General features: G+C 70.6%; 16 protein-coding genes. 9 read left to right on the top strand and 7 right to left on the bottom strand.

Features of this window, described 5'->3' with window-relative positions:
- The first annotated feature begins 75 nt into the window (after positions 1 to 75).
- The 8 genes from ACTJKH_RS11810 (at position 76) to ACTJKH_RS11845 (ending at position 8,819) form a co-directional block, all read left to right on the top strand.
- Positions 76 to 996, top strand: a complete 921-nt coding sequence (locus ACTJKH_RS11810) for an endonuclease domain-containing protein (protein ID WP_440737085.1) — start codon at positions 76 to 78, stop codon at positions 994 to 996.
- Between the two features lie 217 nt (positions 997 to 1,213).
- Positions 1,214 to 1,423 (top strand): methyltransferase, encoded by a 210-nt coding sequence (locus ACTJKH_RS11815; protein ID WP_210098944.1) that lies wholly within the window; start codon positions 1,214 to 1,216, stop codon positions 1,421 to 1,423.
- Between the two features lie 66 nt (positions 1,424 to 1,489).
- Complete coding sequence (locus ACTJKH_RS11820; protein WP_440737086.1) at positions 1,490 to 2,752, top strand: molybdopterin molybdotransferase MoeA; 1,263 nt, start codon at positions 1,490 to 1,492, stop codon at positions 2,750 to 2,752.
- Positions 2,749 to 3,396, top strand: a complete 648-nt coding sequence (gene mobA, locus ACTJKH_RS11825) for a molybdenum cofactor guanylyltransferase (protein ID WP_440737087.1) — start codon at positions 2,749 to 2,751, stop codon at positions 3,394 to 3,396. Before ACTJKH_RS11820 ends, mobA begins: the two co-directional genes overlap by 4 nt.
- Positions 3,393 to 3,677 carry a DUF6457 domain-containing protein gene (locus ACTJKH_RS11830; RefSeq protein WP_440737088.1) on the top strand — a complete coding sequence of 95 codons (285 nt, stop codon included), beginning with the start codon at positions 3,393 to 3,395 and terminating at the stop codon, positions 3,675 to 3,677. Before mobA ends, ACTJKH_RS11830 begins: the two co-directional genes overlap by 4 nt.
- Before the next feature lie 125 nt (positions 3,678 to 3,802).
- Positions 3,803 to 5,194 (top strand): MFS transporter, encoded by a 1,392-nt coding sequence (locus ACTJKH_RS11835; protein WP_440737089.1) that lies wholly within the window; start codon positions 3,803 to 3,805, stop codon positions 5,192 to 5,194.
- Between the two features lie 2 nt (positions 5,195 to 5,196).
- Entirely contained in the window at positions 5,197 to 6,738 is a 1,542-nt protein-coding gene (locus ACTJKH_RS11840; RefSeq protein WP_440737090.1) for an FAD-dependent oxidoreductase, read from the top strand.
- On the top strand, positions 6,735 to 8,819 hold the full coding sequence (locus ACTJKH_RS11845) for a molybdopterin oxidoreductase family protein (protein WP_440737091.1): 2,085 nt from the start codon (positions 6,735 to 6,737) through the stop codon (positions 8,817 to 8,819). Before ACTJKH_RS11840 ends, ACTJKH_RS11845 begins: the two co-directional genes overlap by 4 nt.
- An 18-nt stretch (positions 8,820 to 8,837) precedes the next feature.
- Here ACTJKH_RS11845 and pheA read toward each other — a convergent pair whose 3' ends face one another.
- Positions 8,838 to 9,788, bottom strand: coding sequence for a prephenate dehydratase (gene pheA / locus ACTJKH_RS11850; RefSeq protein ID WP_440737092.1), 951 nt, complete (start codon positions 9,786 to 9,788; stop codon positions 8,838 to 8,840).
- Positions 9,789 to 9,850: 62 nt separating this feature from the next.
- Here pheA and pgm point away from each other — a divergent pair, with 62 nt between their 5' ends.
- Complete coding sequence (gene pgm / locus ACTJKH_RS11855; protein WP_440737093.1) at positions 9,851 to 11,494, top strand: phosphoglucomutase (alpha-D-glucose-1,6-bisphosphate-dependent); 1,644 nt, start codon at positions 9,851 to 9,853, stop codon at positions 11,492 to 11,494.
- 349 nt (positions 11,495 to 11,843) lie between these two features.
- On the opposite strand, the gene ACTJKH_RS11860 is transcribed toward pgm, so the two are convergent.
- The 6 genes from ACTJKH_RS11860 to ACTJKH_RS11885 form a co-directional block, all read right to left on the bottom strand.
- Complete coding sequence (locus tag ACTJKH_RS11860) at positions 11,844 to 12,944, bottom strand: glycerate kinase (protein ID WP_440737094.1); 1,101 nt, start codon at positions 12,942 to 12,944, stop codon at positions 11,844 to 11,846.
- Positions 12,941 to 14,005, bottom strand: coding sequence for a LacI family DNA-binding transcriptional regulator (locus ACTJKH_RS11865; RefSeq protein WP_440737095.1), 1,065 nt, complete (start codon positions 14,003 to 14,005; stop codon positions 12,941 to 12,943). The genes ACTJKH_RS11860 and ACTJKH_RS11865 overlap by 4 nt, the downstream gene beginning before the upstream one ends.
- An 84-nt stretch (positions 14,006 to 14,089) precedes the next feature.
- Positions 14,090 to 14,848 carry a sugar phosphate isomerase/epimerase family protein gene (locus tag ACTJKH_RS11870; protein ID WP_440737096.1) on the bottom strand — a complete coding sequence of 253 codons (759 nt, stop codon included), beginning with the start codon at positions 14,846 to 14,848 and terminating at the stop codon, positions 14,090 to 14,092.
- Between the two features lie 151 nt (positions 14,849 to 14,999).
- Positions 15,000 to 15,863 (bottom strand): sugar phosphate isomerase/epimerase family protein, encoded by an 864-nt coding sequence (locus tag ACTJKH_RS11875; RefSeq protein WP_440737097.1) that lies wholly within the window; start codon positions 15,861 to 15,863, stop codon positions 15,000 to 15,002.
- Positions 15,860 to 17,032, bottom strand: coding sequence for a dihydrodipicolinate synthase family protein (locus ACTJKH_RS11880; RefSeq protein WP_440737098.1), 1,173 nt, complete (start codon positions 17,030 to 17,032; stop codon positions 15,860 to 15,862). Before ACTJKH_RS11880 ends, ACTJKH_RS11875 begins: the two co-directional genes overlap by 4 nt.
- A 2-nt stretch (positions 17,033 to 17,034) precedes the next feature.
- Positions 17,035 to 18,198 carry a Gfo/Idh/MocA family protein gene (locus ACTJKH_RS11885; protein ID WP_440737099.1) on the bottom strand — a complete coding sequence of 388 codons (1,164 nt, stop codon included), beginning with the start codon at positions 18,196 to 18,198 and terminating at the stop codon, positions 17,035 to 17,037.
- Between the last annotated feature and the right edge of the window lie 117 nt (positions 18,199 to 18,315).

Consider the following 18,315-nt stretch of genomic DNA (forward strand, 5'->3'; position numbering starts at 1 on the left):
CCGACTTTCCCACAGCCGGCGGCCGCATACACGCCCTCCTCCTCACGGCGCTTCGCCCACCCGGATGCTGGGAAGATGCGTCGCCGATCTCCGCTGCCGGGTTCACTCGGAGACACCTTCACGGTCCGTGCGGCAACGGCGGCGGGTGTGGGCCGCGGCCGAGTGGCGGCGGCTGATCTGCACCGTCCCTTCCACGGCGTGCGAGCAGTCAGCCCGCAGACGACGCCGCAGCAGCGAGTGCTCAGTCTCGTTCCGCGCCTGAGAGCGGGGCAGCTGATCGGTGGCACGACCGCGTTGCGAGTCTGGGGGTATCCCGTTCCGGGCTTCTGGAAGATCACCGACGACATCGACGTCGTCGTGCCGACAGATGCGGTCCGCCCACGCACATCAGGTGTGAGGAGTCGTCGGCTCGCGAGAGGAAGAGCAAAGGCATGGCGGATCGGAACCATCCCCGTCATCGACCCGCTTGCCTCGCTCTTCCTCTGCGTCGGTTCGTTCACGGATGAACAACTCGTGATCATCCTGGATGCGCTCGTCACAACGGCCGATAACTATCCGCGACTGCGGGCCGATCGTCCCCTGCACACGATCGAGGAGATCGACAGTCGCCTGCGCGAGTGGGGCCGCTTCGCCGGGTGTGCCCGCGTGCGGTCTGCGCTGTCCGCAGTGCGTGCGGGGGTCGAGTCCCCGAAAGAGACCGAGACGCGCCTGCAGCTCACCTCGGCGGGCCTACCCGAGCCCGTGGTGCAGTACGAGATTCATGAGAGCGGTCGCCTCATCGCACGGAGCGACATGGCCTATCCCGACCTCAAGATCTCGATCGAATACGAGGGCGACGGCCATCGGACCGACCGCGATCAGTGGAGGCGTGACATCCAACGGCAGCGAGAGCTCGAGGACCTCGGCTGGATCGTCATCCGCGTGACCCAGCTCGACCTAGGCGCCCCACGAGCGCTGCTCGACCGCATCCGCCGTGCGATCGCGTCCCGATCTTGAACCATGCAGCCCGCGCAGCGACCGCTCACTGAGTGGTCGAAAAAGCATCCGAATCGCCGCGTAGCGATGTCTTTTCGACCACCGACCCATCGAAAGGTGCGTTTATAGCCACCCACGAGGTCCGCCACCCGAAACTCTGCGCCCCCGCTCGCGCATCAAGGGCTGGTATTCCGGTGCGCCTGGGCGTAGCGTCACGACCAACGGAAGGGGTTCGATGATGAGCACGACCAAGACCCTGGCCCTCTGGGTGGCGTATGGGACGAACGGTGTCGTCGGCAGCATCCGACACGATGACGAGGGGTACACCGTCGTCATGGCGGGTTCCGATGCGGCGACGGGTACGTACCCGAATCTCGCGTCGGCGAAGGGCGCGCTGCACTCGCACATGTCGCCGGGCAGCGCCTGGCCGATGTTCCGGGAGCACTGACGCAGACGGGGAGAGCAGGGGCGCAACGGTCGCGGACCATGTCCGCGACCGTCGTACGCTGACTGCATGCGAATCGCCCCTCTTGCTGTGCCCGCGATGCTGACGGTCGAGGCGCATCTCGACACGATCCTCGCGGCTGCGGCCCCGATCCCCGGTGAGACCGTCCGGGTCGAGGATGCCGCCGGGCGCACACTCGCGGCACCGGTGATCGCTCGTGTGGACGTGCCGCTGTTCGACAACTCGGCCATGGACGGGTACGCCGTGCGCTACGCGGATGTCTCGTCGGCGACCGCCGAGCATCCGACCGAGCTGCGGGTGATCGCCGACCTGCCTGCCGGGTCGACCGCACAGCCCGAGCTCGGCGCCGGCGACGCCGTCAGGATCATGACGGGCGCTCCGGTTCCGCGCACGGCCACCGCCGTGGTGCCGTTCGAGCACACGCGAGACGGGTTGCAGAGCGTCGATGCACCCGCGGTGATCACCACGGCGCCCGCGCGCGAGGGCGCCCACATCCGTCGCCGCGGCGAGGAGCTCCGAGCGGGCGCCGAGGTCGCGCCGGCCGGCTCCGTCGTCGGACCGCTGCAGATGACGGCGTTCGCGGTGGTCGGGGTCGAGAGCATCCTGGTCAGACGGCGCCCCCGCGTCGCCGTGATCTCGACGGGCAGCGAGCTCGCACCGGCCGGCGGCGAGTTCGTGCCCGGGCAGATCCCCGAGTCGAACTCGGTGCTGCTCGCCTCGCTGTGCGCCGAAGCCGGGGCCGAGGTCGTCTCGGTCGACACGGTGACGGATGAGGATGCCGCATTCGAGGCTCTGCTCGACCGTGCGATCCGCGACGCCCGCGCCGATGTCGTGGTCACCTCCGGCGGTGTGAGCGCCGGCGCGCACGAGGTGGTCAAGAACGTGCTCCGTGATCGCATCGCGTTCGTCGCCGTGGCGATGCAGCCGGGCCGGCCGCAGGCGTTCGGCCGCATCGACGACGCCCTGATCTTCGGCCTGCCCGGCAACCCGTCGAGCGTCGCCGTGTCTTTCGAGGCGTTCGTGAGGCCTGCGCTCCTCGCGCTGCAGGGGCGCTCCGAGCACCGGCGTCCGACGCTGAGGATGCCGACCACGACCGGATGGCGCAGTCCGACAGGGCGACGGCAGTACGTGCCCGTGACGCTCGACCGCTCGGATCCTGCCGCCTGGTCGGTGCGTCCCGCGGCCGCCGACGGATCGTCCGGGTCGCACCTCGCCGCAGGACTGGCGCGGGCGGATGCCTACGTGGTCGTGCCCGAGGATGTGGCGGCGGTCGCCGCGGGCGACCTCGTCGACGTGATGCTGCTCGCATGAGCACGACATCGGAGACCGCAGCCGCGCAGCGGACAGGCGCACAGCCAGCGGCGATCATCCTCGCGGGCGGTCGGGCCTCCCGTCTGGGCGGCGCGGCCAAGCCGTTGCTCGAGGTCGACGGACGCACGCTGCTCGACCACGCCGTGGCGGCGCTCGCGGACTGCGAACCGGTCGTCGTGGTCGGTCCGTGGATGCCCGTCGGCGGCCCTGTGCTGTGGACGCAGGAGACCCCGGCGTTCGGTGGCCCTGTGGCGGGCATCGCCGCCGGGCTCGCCTTGATCGACAACGCCGAGGTGTTTGTCCTCGCCGCCGATCTGCCGAACGCCGAAGCGGCCGTGGCGCTGTTGCGACAGCATCCGCCGCTCTCCGAGAACCAGGACGGCCTCTGCCTGGCGGACGCCTCGGGACGCATGCAGTGGCTGACCGGCCGCTACCGCGTCGCCGCCCTGCGCACCGCACTCACGAGACTCCCCGACGCGGGTCGGGATGCCTCGGCACGCGCGTTGCTCGGCGGACTGGCGATCGGCACCCTGCCCGCCGGCGACCTGGCGACGGACGTCGACACGTGGGACGATCTGGAAAGAGCCAGAGCGGCGATGGCGCAGCGAGCCGCGCGCGACGATGCTCCCGAGGAGACGACATGACAGACAAGCCGCAGCACCTTCCGGTCGAGGCCCTCGATGAGTGGACCGCCGCCGTCTGCGAAGCCCTCGACATCGACCGCGAGTCGGTCGACGTGGCCCTGCTGCTGAACCTCGCCCGCGACGTCGCGCACGGCGTCGCACGCCCTGCGGCCCCGCTCAGCGCGTATCTGGCGGGCCTCGCTGCAGGTCGCGCAGGTGGCAGCCGCGAAGACACCGAGGCCGCAGTCGCGACGATCGCCGAGCTCGCCGCGACCTGGCACGCCGACGACCGGGATTCCTGAAGTTCTCTCATCGGCCCTGTGTCCGATGTGATCCAGAAGTAATCGCCCGGTAATCGCACTCGTGCGGGCCTGCAACATCCGCCCCCTACGTTCAGAGAACTCACCTCTCGAACGCAGGAGCCGCGATGTCCCAGATCACCGGAAGAAGCAGCGTCGACACCCATGCCGTGACCCTCACGCGCCGACCCGGACGGTGGATCGACGGGTGGAATCCCGAGGACGCGACCTTCTGGGCCGCCGAGGGCAAGGCGATCGCGCGACGCAACCTCGGCTGGTCGATCTTCGCCGAGTTCCTCGGCTTCATCATCTGGCAGCTGTGGAGCATCGTCGTCGTGCTGCTTCCCGCGGCCGGCTTCACGCTCAGCACCACCGAGTCGTTCTGGCTGATCTCGCTGCCGAGCCTCGTCGGCGCGACCCTGCGGTTCCCCTACACGTTCCTCGTCGCCCGATTCGGCGGACGCAACTGGACCATCGTCTCGGCGCTGCTCCTGTTGATCCCGGCGATCCTGCTCGGCATCGTCGTGCAGGACCCCGAGACCCCGTTCGGCGTGCTGCTCGCGGTGGCGGCGCTGGCCGGATTCGGCGGCGGCAACTTCGCGAGCTCGATGGCCAACATCACCTACTTCTTCCCGCAGAAGGAGAAGGGGTGGGCGCTCGGGCTCAACGCCGCCGGCGGCAACCTGGGCACCTCGGTCGCCCAGCTCGCGGTGCCGATCGTGGTCTCGGTCACCGCCGCCTTCACCTTCAACCTCTCGCTCGCGGGCTGGATGTGGGTGCCGCTGATCCTGGTCGCCGTCTGGGGCGCGTGGCGTCACATGGACAACCTGTCGTCCGCCAAGGCCGACTTCGCCGGGGCCGCAGCGGCCCTCCGCGAACCGCACCTGTGGGTGCTGTCGCTGCTCTACATCGGCACCTTCGGGTCGTTCATCGGCTTCTCGAGCGTCTTCCCGAAGCTGATCGCCGACACGTTCCCCGAGTTCTCCACCTTCCAGATCGGCAGCGCCTCGCTCTCGCTCGCGTTCCTCGGCGCACTGGTCGGCTCGCTGGCCCGCCCGTACGGAGGCAAGCTCGCCGACCGCTTCGGCGGTGCACGGATGACGATCGCCGCGTTCTCGCTCATGATCGTCGGCGCCCTCTCGCTGCTCATCACCCTGCAGGCGAACAGCTTCGCGCTGTTCCTCGGATGCTTCCTGCTGCTGTTCGTCGCGGCGGGAGTCGGAAACGGCGCGACCTACCGGATGATCCCCAATGTCTTCGCCGCCCGGGGTGCCGCGACCGCGGGTGACGCACTCGCGGTCAGCACTCAGCGCAAGGGGGCGGCGGCCCTCGGCCTGATCTCGGCGATCGGCGCCTACGGCGGATTCGTGATCCCCCAGGTGCTGGCCGCTGCGAAGAGCGGCACGGGTTCGTACGCACCGGCGTTCGGCGGATTCGTCGCCGCGTACGTGGTGCTGCTGCTCATCACGGTCTTCGTCTATGCCATCCCGCGGGCATCGCTCGCCGGACACCGGATCTGACCATGACCGAGCGCATCGTCGTCATCGGCGCAGGGCCCGTCGGGATCCGGTTCGCCGAGGAGCTCCTGCCTCTGGTGAGCGAGGGTCGGGCGACGGTGACCGTGCTGGGTGCCGAGACGGTGGATCCGTACAACCGGGTGCTGATCGCCGAGCTCGCGGTCGGCGAGGCGACGGCATCCGAGCTCACCCTCACGACGGCATCCGCGCTCCCGGGAGTCGATCTGCGCCTGGGTGCGCGGGTCGCGCGCATCGACCGCGAGACTCAGCGCGTCGACCTCGCCGACGGATCGACGGTGGCGTACGACCGGCTGGTGCTCGCCACCGGCGCGCGCTCGATCATCCCCTCTCTCGACGGGCTCGAGACGCTCGGCCCGGACAGCACCGGCCTCGACACCCACCTCACCGCGGGGGTCTGCGTGCTGCGCGACATGGCCGACGCCGAGCAGGTGCGGTCGGTGGTCGAACGCGGCGGCCGTGTCGTGGTGCTGGGCGCCGGTGTTCTGGGCATCGAGCTCGCGATGCTGCTCGCCGATGCCGGAGCGGTCCCCTCGGTCGCCCACTTCGGACCGATGCCGATGCCCCGCCAGCTCGATCGCGGCTCGGCGTCGATCCTGTCGACCGCACTGGCCTCGGCCGGTGTCACCCTGGTGCCGCACACTCGCGCCGAAGGTGTGATCGGCGTCGAGGGCGACGACGGCATCCGCCGGTTCCGGGCCCTCGCCTCGTCTGACGGCAAGCGCATCGAGGGCGACCTGCTCGTGCTCTCGTGCGGCGTGCGGGCGCGCACCGAACTCGCCGAGGCCGCCGGACTGCGGATCGGCAGCGGAGTGCTCGTCGACAGCTCACTGCGCTCGTGGTCGGATCCGCGCATCTTCGCGATCGGCGACTGCGCGCACATCGCCGATCCGGCCGAGTATCTGCACGAGCGCCAGGTGCCGGGTGGTCCTGCCGGGCTCGTCGGACCGGGATGGCGCCAGGCGAGCTGGCTGGCCGCCTCGATCGCGGCCGAACTCGACGGCGACGCCGTCGACAACGGGTTCGTCGACGAGCACCCGGGAGTCGTCGTGCTCAAGGGCGAGCTGGTCGACATCGCCTCCGCCGGAGACGTCTCGGCCGACCCGTTCGCCCCTGTCCCCACCGGCGAGATCTCACCGGGCATCGCGGTCTGGGCCGACCCCGAGCACGGCACCTACGTGAAGATGGCGACGCGCGACGGCATCCTCACCGGATTCGTGGCGGTCGGGATGCCGCGGGCCGCTGCCGAACTGAGTGTGCTGTATCTGCGGGGCGGCGAACTGCCGGCCGACCGGTCGCTGCTCCTGCGGCTCGACGACCCGGACGCCGATGCGGTGGGCCCCGCCGGCCGCGACGCGACCCTGTGCATCTGCAACGCCGTCACGGTCGGACAGATCGAGGATGCGATCGACGACGGATGCTCGTCGGTCGCCGAGGTCGGCGACTGCACCCGCGCCGGCACAGGATGCGGGGGATGCCGGGCTCGCATCACCGAACTCCTGCACGCCCACGCGGGAGCCGTCGCATGACCGACACCCACTGCCCCTACTGCGCGCTCCAGTGCGCGATGACGTTGGCCACGACCACGACCGCCGCCACCGCCGACCGGCCGATGCTTCCCGTCACCGTGGCCGGGCGCGACTTCCCCACCAACCGCGGGGGCCTGTGCAAGAAGGGGTGGACCTCGGCCGAGCTGCTCGCCGACACCGGTCGCCTCACCACTCCCCTCGTGCGCGGAGACGACGGCGAGCTGCATCCGGCCGAGTGGGATGCCGCGCTCGACCTGATCGCCGCGCACGTGCGCAGGATCGCCGCCGAGGACGGACCCGACGCGGTCGGCGTCTTCGGCGGGGGCGGCCTCACGAACGAGAAGGCGTATCAGCTCGGCAAGTTCGCCCGCATCGCGCTGCGCACCTCGCGCATCGACTACAACGGACGCTTCTGCATGTCGTCGGCCGCGGCTGCCGCGAACCGCTCGTTCGGGATCGACCGCGGCCTGCCGTTCCCGTTGACCGACCTCGACACGGCCGAGACGGTGCTGCTGCTCGGCTCGAACGTCGGCGACACCATGCCGCCGTTCGTGTCTCATCTGCAGGGGGCCAGGGCGCGGGGCGGCCTGATCGTCGTCGACCCTCGGCGCAGCTCGACCGCGCGGCTGTGCGCCGACGGCGCGGGCATCCACGTGCAACCGGTGCCCGGCAGCGACCTCGCGCTGCTGCTGGCGCTGACGCACGTCGTCATCGCCGAGGAGCTGTACGACGACGGTTACGTGCGCCAGCGCACCTCGGGCATCGAGGCACTGCGCCAGTCGGTGTCGGCGTGGTGGCCCGAGCGCGCCGAGACCGTCACGGGCGTTCCTGGACGCAGCATCCGCGAGCTGGCTCGCACGCTGTCCCGCTCCGACTCGACCTACATCCTCACCGGCCGCGGCGTCGAGCAGCACGTCGACGGCACCGACACCGCGACCGCCGCCATCAACCTGGCCCTGCTGCTCGGGCTGCCGGGCACCCCCGGCTGCGGCTACGGCACGCTCACGGGTCAGGGCAACGGACAGGGCGGTCGCGAGCACGGGCAGAAGGCCGACCAGCTGCCCGGCTACCAATCGATCAGCGACCCGGCCGCCCGAGCCTCGGTCGCGGCCGTGTGGGGCGTCGACCCCGACGACCTGCCCGGGCCGGGGGTACCGGCCGTCGAGCTGCTGCAGAGCGCCGGCCTGCCCGGCGGCGTCCGCGCCCTGCTCGTGCACGGCTCGAACGTGTTCGTCTCGGCGCCGAACGTGCAGACGGTGCGCGAGGCGCTCGGCCGTCTCGAGCTGCTCGTCGTGTCGGACTTCTTCCTCTCCGAGACGGCGAGGGCCGCCGACATCGTGCTCCCCGTGCTGCAGTGGGCCGAGGAGGAGGGCACCATGACCAACCTCGAGGGCCGGGTGCTGCGCCGCCGCCGAGCGGTCGACGCCCCCGCGGGAGCCCGCAGCGAACTGTGGATCATGGCCGAGCTCGCCCGCCGCCTCGACGCGCCGGGCGTCTGGAGCCTCGAGCCCTCAGAGGTGTTCGATGAGCTCGCCCGGGCCTCGGCCGGTGGCCGCGCCGACTATTCCGGCCTCAGCCACGCACTGCTCGACCTCGGCATCGAGGCGCACTGGCCCTTCCCTCTGGGCAGCCTCGGCACTCCGCGGCTGTTCGCCGACCGCTTCGCCCACGCCGACGGCCGCGCCAGGCTCGTGGCCGTGCGAGCACGGACGCCCGAGCCGGCCACCGGCGACGGGCTCACCCTGATCACCGGGCGCCTGCTCGAGCAGTATCAGAGCGGCGCCCAGACACGCCGCATCCCCGAGCTGACCGAGAAGCGGCCCTCGCTCGTGGCACAGTTGCACCCCGCGACCGCGCGCCGCCACGGGATCGCCGAGGGCGACGGCATCCGCCTCTCCAACGTCCGCGGCGAAGTGCGGGCGCGCGCGGAGCTGACCCACGACATCAGACCCGACACCGTGTTTCTGCCGTTCCACTATGCGGATGCCGAGAGCGCGAATCTGCTCACCAGCGACCGGGTCGATCCGCATTCTGCGATGCCGGAGTTCAAGCGGGCGCTGGTGCAGGTCAGCGCGGTCTGAGCGGCCGCGCGAGCCGCGTCAGGCTTCGGGTTCTCCTGAGAGGATGCCCCGCAGCCAGTCGCGCGCCTCGACGAACACGTCGTCGTCATAGCGATCGGGGTACTGCACGATCTGCCGGTCGGCCCGCGGGTACGACCCGAGGAAGACCACACGAGGGCTGAAACGACGGATGCCGAGCAGGGCGTCCGCCATGCGCTCGTGCTCGATGTGCCCGTCGGCGTCGATCACGAACCGGTAGCGGCCGAGCTCGTCGCCGATCGGGCGCGACTGGATCAGCGACAGGTTGATGCCGCGGGTCGAGAACTGCTCGAGCATCTCGAGCAGCGAACCCGGGTGATCGTTGGGCAGCTCGACGATCAGCGAGGTCTTGTCGGCGCCGGTCGGTGCCGGCGCCGTGGTGGTGCGGGTGACGAGCACGAAGCGGGTCACGGCCTGGGCGTTGTCGCCGATGCCCTCGGCGAGCACGTCGACATCGAGATGCTTCACGACGCCCGGGGCGGCGATCGCCGCCTGCACGGGGAGGCTGCCGTCGAGCATGCCGACCGCCGATGCGACGTTGCTCGCCGCGGGCACGTGCGAGTGCGTCGGAAGGTTCGCGCCGAGCCAGCCATGGCATTGCCCGTAGGCGACCGGGTGAGCCGCGATGACCTGCACGTCGTCCAGCGTGGTGCCGCGGGGAGCCACGAGCACGAAGTTGACGGGCACCAGGTATTCGCCGACGATCCGGAGGCCCGGCAGCGTGGCCAGAGCATCCTGCGTGGTCGAGACGCCGCCCTCGATCGAGTTCTCGATCGCGATCATCGCCGCGTCACTGCGTCCGTCGAGCACGTCGGCGAGCGCCTCGCCGACGTTGTGCACCGCACGCCGGTCCTGCCCGCGCGCTTCGGCGACCTGGTCGAGCGCCGCTTCGGTGAACGTTCCGGCGGGGCCGAGATAGCTGTAGGTGCGGCGTTCAGTCACGCGTTTCACCTTAGGGCACCTGTGGTGCGCAAGAAGATGCGCGGATGCCGAGATGGGGGCAGACTGTCTCCATGACGAGCCGTGCCGGTCTACCAGCCGAAGAATCCGATCTGATCGATGTCGACGAACTGATCGCCGCCTATTACGACCGCGTCCCGAATCCGGAGGTCGCCGCAGAGCGCGTCGCCTTCGGGACCAGCGGGCATCGCGGCTCCTCGCTCTCGAACAGCTTCAACGAGAACCACATCCTGGCAACGACCCAGGCGATCGTCGACTACCGGGCGGGCCAGGGCATCACCGGCCCGCTGTTCCTCGGTCGCGACACCCACGCCCTGTCGCTGCCGGCCGAGCGCAGCGCCATCGAGGTGCTGGTCGCGAACGGCGTCGACGTGCGGGTCGACTCCCGCGACTCGTGGGTGCCGACGCCCGCGCTCAGCCATGCGATCCTCACCTTCAACCGCGACCTCGCACCGGATGCTCCGGGCCGCGCCGACGGCATCGTCGTCACCCCGTCGCACAACCCGCCCCGCGACGGCGGCTTCAAGTACAACCCGCCGCACGGCGGACCGGCCGACACGGATGCGACCGGCTGGATCGCCGACCGCGCCAACGAGCTGATCGCCGGTGGACTCGTCGACGTGAAGCGCGAGCGCTTCGCCGACGTCGACTGGGATGCCGTGCCCGGCTACGACTTCCGCGACGCCTACGTGCGCGACCTCGCGACCATCATCGACATCGACGCGATCCGCAACGCGGGCGTGCGCATCGGCGCCGATCCCCTGGGCGGCGCATCGGTCGAGTACTGGGCGCTCATCAAGGAGGTGCACGACCTCGACCTCACCGTGGTGAACCCCGAGGTCGACCCGACGTGGCGCTTCATGACGCTCGACTGGGACGAGAAGATCCGCATGGATCCGTCGTCCCCCTCGGCGATGGCCTCGCTGGTCGCGAAGAAGGGCGACTACGACGTCCTCACCGGCAACGACGCGGATGCCGACCGCCACGGCATCGTCACCCCCGACGCCGGGCTGATGAACCCGAACCACTACCTCGCCGTCGCGATCGACTACCTTTTCTCGCACCGCGCCGAGTGGCCGCGCGATGCCGCGATCGGCAAGACCCTCGTCTCGTCGATGATCATCGACCGCGTCGCCGAGGCACTCGGACGCCGCCTGCTCGAGGTTCCGGTCGGCTTCAAATGGTTCGTACCAGGGCTGCTCGACGGGTCCGTGGCGTTCGGCGGCGAGGAGTCGGCCGGAGCATCGTTCCTGCGCAAGGACGGCACCGTCTGGTCGACCGACAAGGACGGCATCCTGCTGTGCCTGCTCGCGGCCGAGATCATCGCCGTGACCGGCAAGAGCCCGTCGGAGCGGTACGCCGAGCTGGAAGAGGCGTTCGGCGCCTCGGCCTACCAGCGCGTCGACGCCCCGGCCACGCCCGCGCAGAAGGCGACGCTCGGCAAGCTGGCTCCGGATGCCGTCTCGGCGACGACCCTCGCCGGCGAGGACATCACGGCCAAGCTGTCGCACGCTCCCGGAAACGGTGCCGCGATCGGCGGCCTCAAGGTGCAGACCGAGCACGCCTGGTTCGCTGCACGCCCGTCGGGAACCGAAGACGTCTACAAGCTGTACGCCGAGAGCCTGCGCGGCCCCGAGCATCTCGCCGAGGTGCAGGCCGAGGCTCGCGCCGTGGTGTCGGCGGCCCTGGGCGGCTGAGTCGGCATCCCTCTCCGCTGTCTTCTGCCCCCGCACGTCTTTCGTGCGGGGGCAGAAGTGCGTACGGGGCCGGTAGCTTCTCCGGGCGGGCGTGTCGCCCGGGGCGGGACACCTTCTGGTCCCGCCCTCACTGCCCCGCTGCGGGGTCGAAAATCGCACCCGAGAAGGCGATCTCGGATGCGTTTGTGACCACCGTGGTCCGTGACCCGCGCGCCATCCGTCGCGCACAGACGTGCGTGGTCAAAGAACCAGCGCACACCGCGATCTCGGATGCGTTTTTGACCACCGTGGGCCAGCGCGGTCGGATGCCGGCGATCCCCGGATGCCGGCGATCCCCGGATGCGCTCGGTCAGACCGACCGGGCGAGCAGCGCCCCGGCGTCGCGCAGCCAACGAGCGGGCTCGGCGAGTGCGGCATCCGATGACCCCGCGATCTCGGTGAGCGAGGCGGATGCAACGAACAGCGCCGTGTCGGAGTCGTCCGTGATGCGCCCTGCCGCCAGCAGTGCGGTCGCCCCCGCCGCAGACGCGAGGCCGGCGATGAACGAGGGCACCTTGCCGTCGCCGGACTGACCGTCGTACGAGCCCTCGCCCGTGATGACGACGTCCGCATCGGCGATCGCGTCCGCGAGTCCGATGAGCTCGGCGACCTCGGCAGCTCCCGGGGCGAGCGCCGCACCCCAGACGACGAGCGCTCCGCCCGTGCCTCCCGCGGCCCCGGTGCCTGCGAGAGCGGGATCGAGTGCGAGCAGCTCGGCGAGGTGCGCCAGCGCAGCATCCACCTGAGCGATGTCGTCGCCGGCGAGGCCCTTCTGCGGGCCGAACACGGCCGCCGCACCCCGCGGCCCGACGAGCGGATTCGTCACGTCGGTGAGCACCCGCACGTCCGGCGCCGTGCGGAGTCCGGTCAGATCGACGGACGCGATATCGGCCAGGCCGCGAGCCCCGCGCGCGACAGGCGCCCCGGCCGCGTCGAGGAAGCGTGCCCCGAGTGCGGCGAGCATCCCGGTGCCGCCGTCGGTCGACGCGCTCGATCCGATGCCGACCACGAGACGAGAGACCCCGTGATCGAGCGCCGCGGCGATCGCCTGGCCGAACCCGGTGGTGTCGGCATCCCAGGGGCGCAGCTCGTCGAGCAGCTCGATGCCCGAGGTCGAGGCCAGATCGACGACCGCGGTTCCGCCGGGTGCATCCGTCGTCGACGGGAGCAGCAGCCAGCTCGTGTCGATGCGGGAGCCCGCAGGGCCGTCGACCACCACAGGAACAGGGCGAGCACCGGGCACGGCGGCCTCGAACGCCGCGACGGTGCCCTCTCCGCCGTCGGCCATCGGCCGGTGCACGAACGTGGCGGTCTGGTCGATCGATGCCCACCCCTCGGCGAGCGATGCGGCCGCATCCGCCGCGGTGATCGTGCCTTTGAAGCTGTCGGGTGCGAGGACCACGCGAGTCATCGCGGGATGCCCGGGGTGCTCGCGCGCACGGTGACCTCGAGCGGCAGCGCCGCCTGCTCCCAGTCGGCGTCGACCGTCGCACGGAAGGCCTGGTAGCCGACCTCGCTCAGCGGCACGCGCACCGTCGTGAGCGCCGGGGTCACATCGCTGCTCGACGGGACGTCGTCGAAGCCGCACACCGCGATGTCGGCGCCGATCTCGCGTCCGGCGTCACGGATGGCCGACATGGCGCCGATCGCGACGACGTCGCTCATGCCGAACACGAGCGTGCCCGGAACCACGCCGTCGGCGAGCGCTGCGGTCATCGCCTGCACACCCGACTCGCGGCGGAAGTCGCCACGGAGCACGCGGTCGATCGCGCCGCCGCCGGACTCGAAGCCCGCACGGAACCCGGCGAGACGTTCGTCGGAGGTCAGCACCCCCTCGGCCGCCGCGATCGCGATGGCCGCGCGGTAGCCGAGGGCCGCCATGCGCCGCCCGAGCTCTTCGGCCCCGGCGCGGTTGTCGATCTCGACGTGACGGTTCTCGGCGCTGCCCGCACCGAACGTCACGACGCGGCCGCCGAAGCGCGCGTACTCGGCCAGTTCACGTGCGGTGTCGGAGTCGGAGTCGGTGGGCTCCTTCGTGCGGGATGCCGCGAGGATCAGCCCCTGCGGACGCTGGCCCCGCAGGGCTCGGACGATGCGCGCCTCGCGGGCGGGGTCGCGTTCGGTGATCGCGATCGTGACGACGAGACCCTGCTCGTCTGCTCCGCGGGCGACGCCGGCGGCGATGAGTCCGAAGTACGGGTCGGCGATGTCGGCGACCAGCAGCGCGATCACGGGAGACGTGCCGCGGGCCGTCGCCTGCGCCGACACGTTGGCCGTGTAGCCGAGCTCGGCCGCTGCCTGCTCGACCCTCTCACGGAAGGACTCGGCGACCTTGCGCTCGGATCCGTTGAGGACGCGGGATGCCGTCGCGAGCGAGACACCGGCCTCACGGGCGACGTCGTGCAGGGTCGGGGCGGCGCCTCGCGCGTGGCGCGACTGACGCACGCGGGAAGGGCTTTCCGGCTGGCTCATGCCCCGAGCATACTGCGGCGCGGCCTCGAGAGAAGGGAACGGAGGGGCATCGTGCGACGGCGCGTCAGAGCGGGCATCGGGCCGTCAGATCGACAGGTACGAGCGCAGTGCGGCGGCCTCGCCGTTCAGCAACGTCGGGTCGTCGCCGGGAACGAACTCGAGAAGCGCATCCTTCGGCGGCCGAGGCGCCGCCAGAGCCTCGGCGAAGAAGCGCGTCCACAGCGCATCCCGCGCCCGCAGCGGAAGGCGCTCCTGCGCGGGCCACCAGGAGAAGACGTGCGCGGCGGTCGTCTGCGCGGAGATCTCGCGGTACTCGCCGAGGACGGTGTCGACGCTGGCGGCGATCGTCGGCTGCCAGTAGGTGCTGAGCGCCGGGCTGTTCACGTCGGCGAGCAGTCGCAGCGTCGTGGGCGCCGTGTCGGCGAGAGTGCCGGAGTGGAACTCGAGGGCGAGGCCGATGCCCCGGTCCTCCGCCTCGGCGGTTGCATCGCGCAGACGGGAGACGGTGTTCGACCAGTCGGCGTCGGTCGCGTCCGACGACCCGAGGTGCCCGGCCCAGATGCGCACGCGGTCGACGCCCAGGGCTTCGGCGCTGTCGAGGATCGGCGTGAGCGTCTCGTCCGGCCCTGCGCGGAAGTACGACCCGTATGAGCACGACGCCAGCCCGGCATCCGCTGTCTCGGTGGCCACCTGCGCCGCCCGCTCGATGTCGCCGGCGGGCACGTGCACATCGGCGCCCCATTCGATCACCTCGAGGCCCGCTTCTGCCGCCAACCCGATGACCTCCTCGGCGTCGAGCGCCCGGAAGGTCACCGAGCAGAGTCCCGGTCGGATCTTCGTCATGCAGTCATCCTCTCAAGGGGCGAGGTCGGAGTCTCGGGGGTTGCCTTGCGGCGGATCTCCGCCTACCGGCGGCACGCCGAGTCCCGCGGCGGCACGCCGAGCCCCGCGGTGACATGTTCTCGCCACCGCGGGACTCGTCCGGCAGGTCTCGTCAGCGCAGGTGCGGCGAGACCGCGGCGCCGAAGGTCTCGGCCGTGCGACGCACGACGTTCTCGGGAGCATCCGCCCAGATGTCGGCGTTGAAGATCTCGACCTCGATGTCGCGGTCGTATCCGGTGTCGATCACGGCGCGCGTGAGCGAGCCGAAGTCGATCACGCCGTCACCGGTGTAGTGCCGCGACAGGAGCACGTCGGCGGCCAGAGGGGTCTTCCAGTCGCACACCTGGTAGGTCGCGATACGGCCCTCTCGCCCGGCGCGCGCGATCTGCTCGAGCACCTGCGGGTCCCACCAGATGTGGAACGTGTCGACAGCCGCGCCCACCACGTCGGCGTCGAAATCGGCCGCGATGTCGAGCGCCTGGCCCAGCGTCGAGACGACCGCGCGGTCGGAGGCGTACATGGGATGCAGCGGCTCGATCGCCAGCGTCACGCCCGCCGCCTTCGCGTCGGTCGCGAGCACGCCGATCGCGTCGCGCACGCGCTCACGCGCACCGATCAGGTCGCGCGAGCCTGCGGGCAGACCCCCGGCGACCAGCACGAGCACGGCCGTCGATCCGTCGGCACCCGCGGCGGCGAGCGTCGCGGTCTCCTCGATCGCGCGGCGGTTGTCGTCGAGTGCGGCGACACGCTCCGGCCCCTCGGGGAGGGTGAAGAAACCACCACGGCAGTGCGTCGTGAACCGCAGACCCGAGTCGGCGAGCATCCGCGCCGCGACGTCGAGTCCGACCTCGTTCACGGGCTCGCGCCACAGGCCGATCGCCTGGATGCCGGCATCCGCCGTCACCCGCAGCGCGGTCGCGAGGTCGGCGTGCTTGATCGTGGCCTGGTTGATCGACAGGCGAGGATCGACGATCATGCATCCACCCCGTTCAGGCGCAGCATCCCGTGCCAGCGCTCGCGCGCGAGTTCGGGCTTCTCGAGTGCGAGTGAGGCGTTCGCCAGCTCGACGATGCGGCTGAGGTGCGGAAGGCTCCGCGCCGAGTGCAGCCCGCCGACCATCTGGAACGCGGGCTGGTGCCCGTTGAGCCAGGCGAGGAACGCGACGCCCGTCTTGTAGTAGAACGTCGGTGCCGCGAAGACCTGGCGGCTCAGCTCTTCGGTCGGGCCGAGGATCTCGAGGTAGCGGGCGGGGTCTCCGGCATCCAGTGCCTGGATCGCCGCGGACGCCACCGGGGTGATCGCCGCGAACGCGCCGAGCAGCGCGTCGGAATGCCCGTCGCCCTGCCCCACGGTGTCACCGCCGATGAGGCCGACGTAGTTGAAATCGTCACCCGTGAACATCCGCACGTCCTGGGGAAGCTGCTCGCGCACCGAGATCTCGGACTCGGCGTTCAGCAGGCTCATCTTCACGCCCGCGACCTTGTCGGGCTGCTCTCCGATGATGTCGAGCAGCACCGCGGATGCCGTCTGCCAGTCATCCGCGCCGAAGTAGCCGGCGAGCTCGGGATCGAAGGCCGTTCCGAGCCAGTGCAGCACGACCGGGACCGTGGCTGACGACAGCACCTCGCGGTAGACGCGACGGTAGTCGTCCGCGCTCTCCGCGACCCTCGCGAGATGGCGCGAGGCCATGAGCACGGGGCCTGCCCCCTGCTCCTCGGTGAAGTGCAGCTGCTCCTTGTAGGCGTCGATGACCTGGTCGAGCGAGATGTGCGACTCGGCGACGTGGTCGGTGTTGACTCCGACCACCACCGAGCCGCCTTCTTCGCGGGCGACCTCGGCGCTGCGCGAGATGAGCTCGCGCGTCGCCGCGGCATCGAGACCCATGTTGCGCTGCGCGGTGTCCATCGCGTCTGCGACGCCGAGGCCCCACGAGTAGACGTTGCGGCGGAACGCGAGCGTCGAGTCCCAGTCGATGTCGGCGGGCTGGCCGGGAGTGTTGTCGGCGTGCACCTTCGGCACGACGTGGGCAGCGGCGTAGGCGACGCGGCTCTGCAGCGGCGAGGACGGGCGGGAGTACCCGCCACCGTCGCGCAGCTCGGCATCCGTCACCGCTCCCGCGGCATCGAGAAGTCGGAGCGTGGTCATGCTCAGCCCAGGGTCAGGGGCTCGAGCGAGACCTTGCGGCCTTCGGCGCTGGAGGTCAGACCCGCCTCGGCGAACTGCACTCCACGTGCGCCGGAGAGCAGGTCGAAGGGGTACTTCGTGCCCTCCACGAACGAGGCCAGGTACTCCTCCCACTGCTGACGGAAGCCGTTGATGAAGACGTCGTTCGTGGGCACCTGCTGCCAGTCGGTGTCGTAGTCGTGGCTGTCTTCGAGGTCGGGGTTCCATACGGGCTTCGGCGTCGCGTTGCGCGGCTGGATCTTGGCGCCGAAGAGGCCGACGACGGCGGATCCGTGGGTGCCGTCGACCTGGAACTCGACGAGCTCGTCGCGGTTCACGCGCACCGTCCAGCTGGAGTTGATCTCGGCGACGATGCCGCCCTCGATCTCGAAGATGCCGTACGCGGCGTCTTCGGCGGTGGCGGTGTAGTGCTCGCCGTTCTCGTCCCAGCGGTCGGCGATGTGCACGGCTGCCTGCGCATAGACGCTCTTGACCTCGCCGAACAGGTTCTCGAGCACGTAGTTCCAGTGCGGGAACATGTCGACGATGATTCCGCCGCCGTCTTCGGTGCGGTAGTTCCAGCTCGGGCGCTGCGCGGGCTGCCAGTCGCCTTCGAAGACCCAGTATCCGAACTCGCCGCGCACCGAGAGGATGCGGCCGAAGAAGCCCGAGTCGATCAGGCGCTTGAGCTTCTGCAGGCCGGGAAGGTAGAGCTTGTCGTGCACGACGCCGGTCTTGACGCCGGCCGCGTCGGCGAGACGCGCGAGTTCGAGGGCCTCGTCGAGCGACTCGGCCGTGGGCTTCTCGGTGTAGATCGCCTTGCCGGCCGCGATCGCCTTGCGGAGGGCCGACGCGCGGGCCTTGGTCACGAGGAAGTCGGCGTAGATCTCCCACTTCGGGTCGGCGAGGGCCGCGTCGAGGTCGGTCGTGTAGTCCTCGATGCCGTGCTTCGCGGCCAGCTCGGCGAGCTTCGCCTCGTTGCGGCCGACGAGAAGCGGCTTCACCGTGATGCGCGAGCCGTCGGGCAGCTCGATGCCGCCCGCGTCGCGGATCGCGAGGATCGAGCGCACGAGGTGCTGACGGTAGCCCATGCGCCCCGAGACGCCGTTCATGATGATCCCGATCTCGCGGGTTGTCGCCTGTGACATTGCTGGTCCGTTCTCTTCTCTCAGATCCCGCACCTTCTGCGGGGAAACTCGTGTGGGTGACTCTGTGCGGGTAAGCGCTTTCCGACAGCATGCCATGCCGACGCTCGGGGCGCAAGC

Source organism: Microbacterium sp. 22215 (assembly GCF_052045655.1).
Classification (GTDB): Bacteria; Actinomycetota; Actinomycetes; order Actinomycetales; family Microbacteriaceae; genus Microbacterium; species Microbacterium phyllosphaerae.

What these genes read in the sequence shown, in the direction of transcription:
- ACTJKH_RS11865 (WP_440737095.1), bottom strand. Translation starts at nt 14,005, where the DNA reads ATGAGCCAGCCGGAAAGCCCTTCCCGCGTGCGTCAGTCGCGCCACGCG.
- ACTJKH_RS11830 (WP_440737088.1), top strand. Translation starts at nt 3,393, where the DNA reads ATGACAGACAAGCCGCAGCACCTTCCGGTCGAGGCCCTCGATGAGTGG.
- ACTJKH_RS11870 (WP_440737096.1), bottom strand. Translation starts at nt 14,848, where the DNA reads ATGACGAAGATCCGACCGGGACTCTGCTCGGTGACCTTCCGGGCGCTC.
- ACTJKH_RS11845 (WP_440737091.1), top strand. Translation starts at nt 6,735, where the DNA reads ATGACCGACACCCACTGCCCCTACTGCGCGCTCCAGTGCGCGATGACG.
- ACTJKH_RS11835 (WP_440737089.1), top strand. Translation starts at nt 3,803, where the DNA reads ATGTCCCAGATCACCGGAAGAAGCAGCGTCGACACCCATGCCGTGACC.
- ACTJKH_RS11875 (WP_440737097.1), bottom strand. Translation starts at nt 15,863, where the DNA reads ATGATCGTCGATCCTCGCCTGTCGATCAACCAGGCCACGATCAAGCAC.
- mobA (WP_440737087.1), top strand. Translation starts at nt 2,749, where the DNA reads ATGAGCACGACATCGGAGACCGCAGCCGCGCAGCGGACAGGCGCACAG.
- ACTJKH_RS11885 (WP_440737099.1), bottom strand. Translation starts at nt 18,198, where the DNA reads ATGTCACAGGCGACAACCCGCGAGATCGGGATCATCATGAACGGCGTC.
- ACTJKH_RS11815 (WP_210098944.1), top strand. Translation starts at nt 1,214, where the DNA reads ATGAGCACGACCAAGACCCTGGCCCTCTGGGTGGCGTATGGGACGAAC.
- ACTJKH_RS11810 (WP_440737085.1), top strand. Translation starts at nt 76, where the DNA reads ATGCGTCGCCGATCTCCGCTGCCGGGTTCACTCGGAGACACCTTCACG.
- ACTJKH_RS11820 (WP_440737086.1), top strand. Translation starts at nt 1,490, where the DNA reads ATGCGAATCGCCCCTCTTGCTGTGCCCGCGATGCTGACGGTCGAGGCG.
- ACTJKH_RS11840 (WP_440737090.1), top strand. Translation starts at nt 5,197, where the DNA reads ATGACCGAGCGCATCGTCGTCATCGGCGCAGGGCCCGTCGGGATCCGG.
- ACTJKH_RS11880 (WP_440737098.1), bottom strand. Translation starts at nt 17,032, where the DNA reads ATGACCACGCTCCGACTTCTCGATGCCGCGGGAGCGGTGACGGATGCC.
- ACTJKH_RS11860 (WP_440737094.1), bottom strand. Translation starts at nt 12,944, where the DNA reads ATGACTCGCGTGGTCCTCGCACCCGACAGCTTCAAAGGCACGATCACC.
- pgm (WP_440737093.1), top strand. Translation starts at nt 9,851, where the DNA reads ATGACGAGCCGTGCCGGTCTACCAGCCGAAGAATCCGATCTGATCGAT.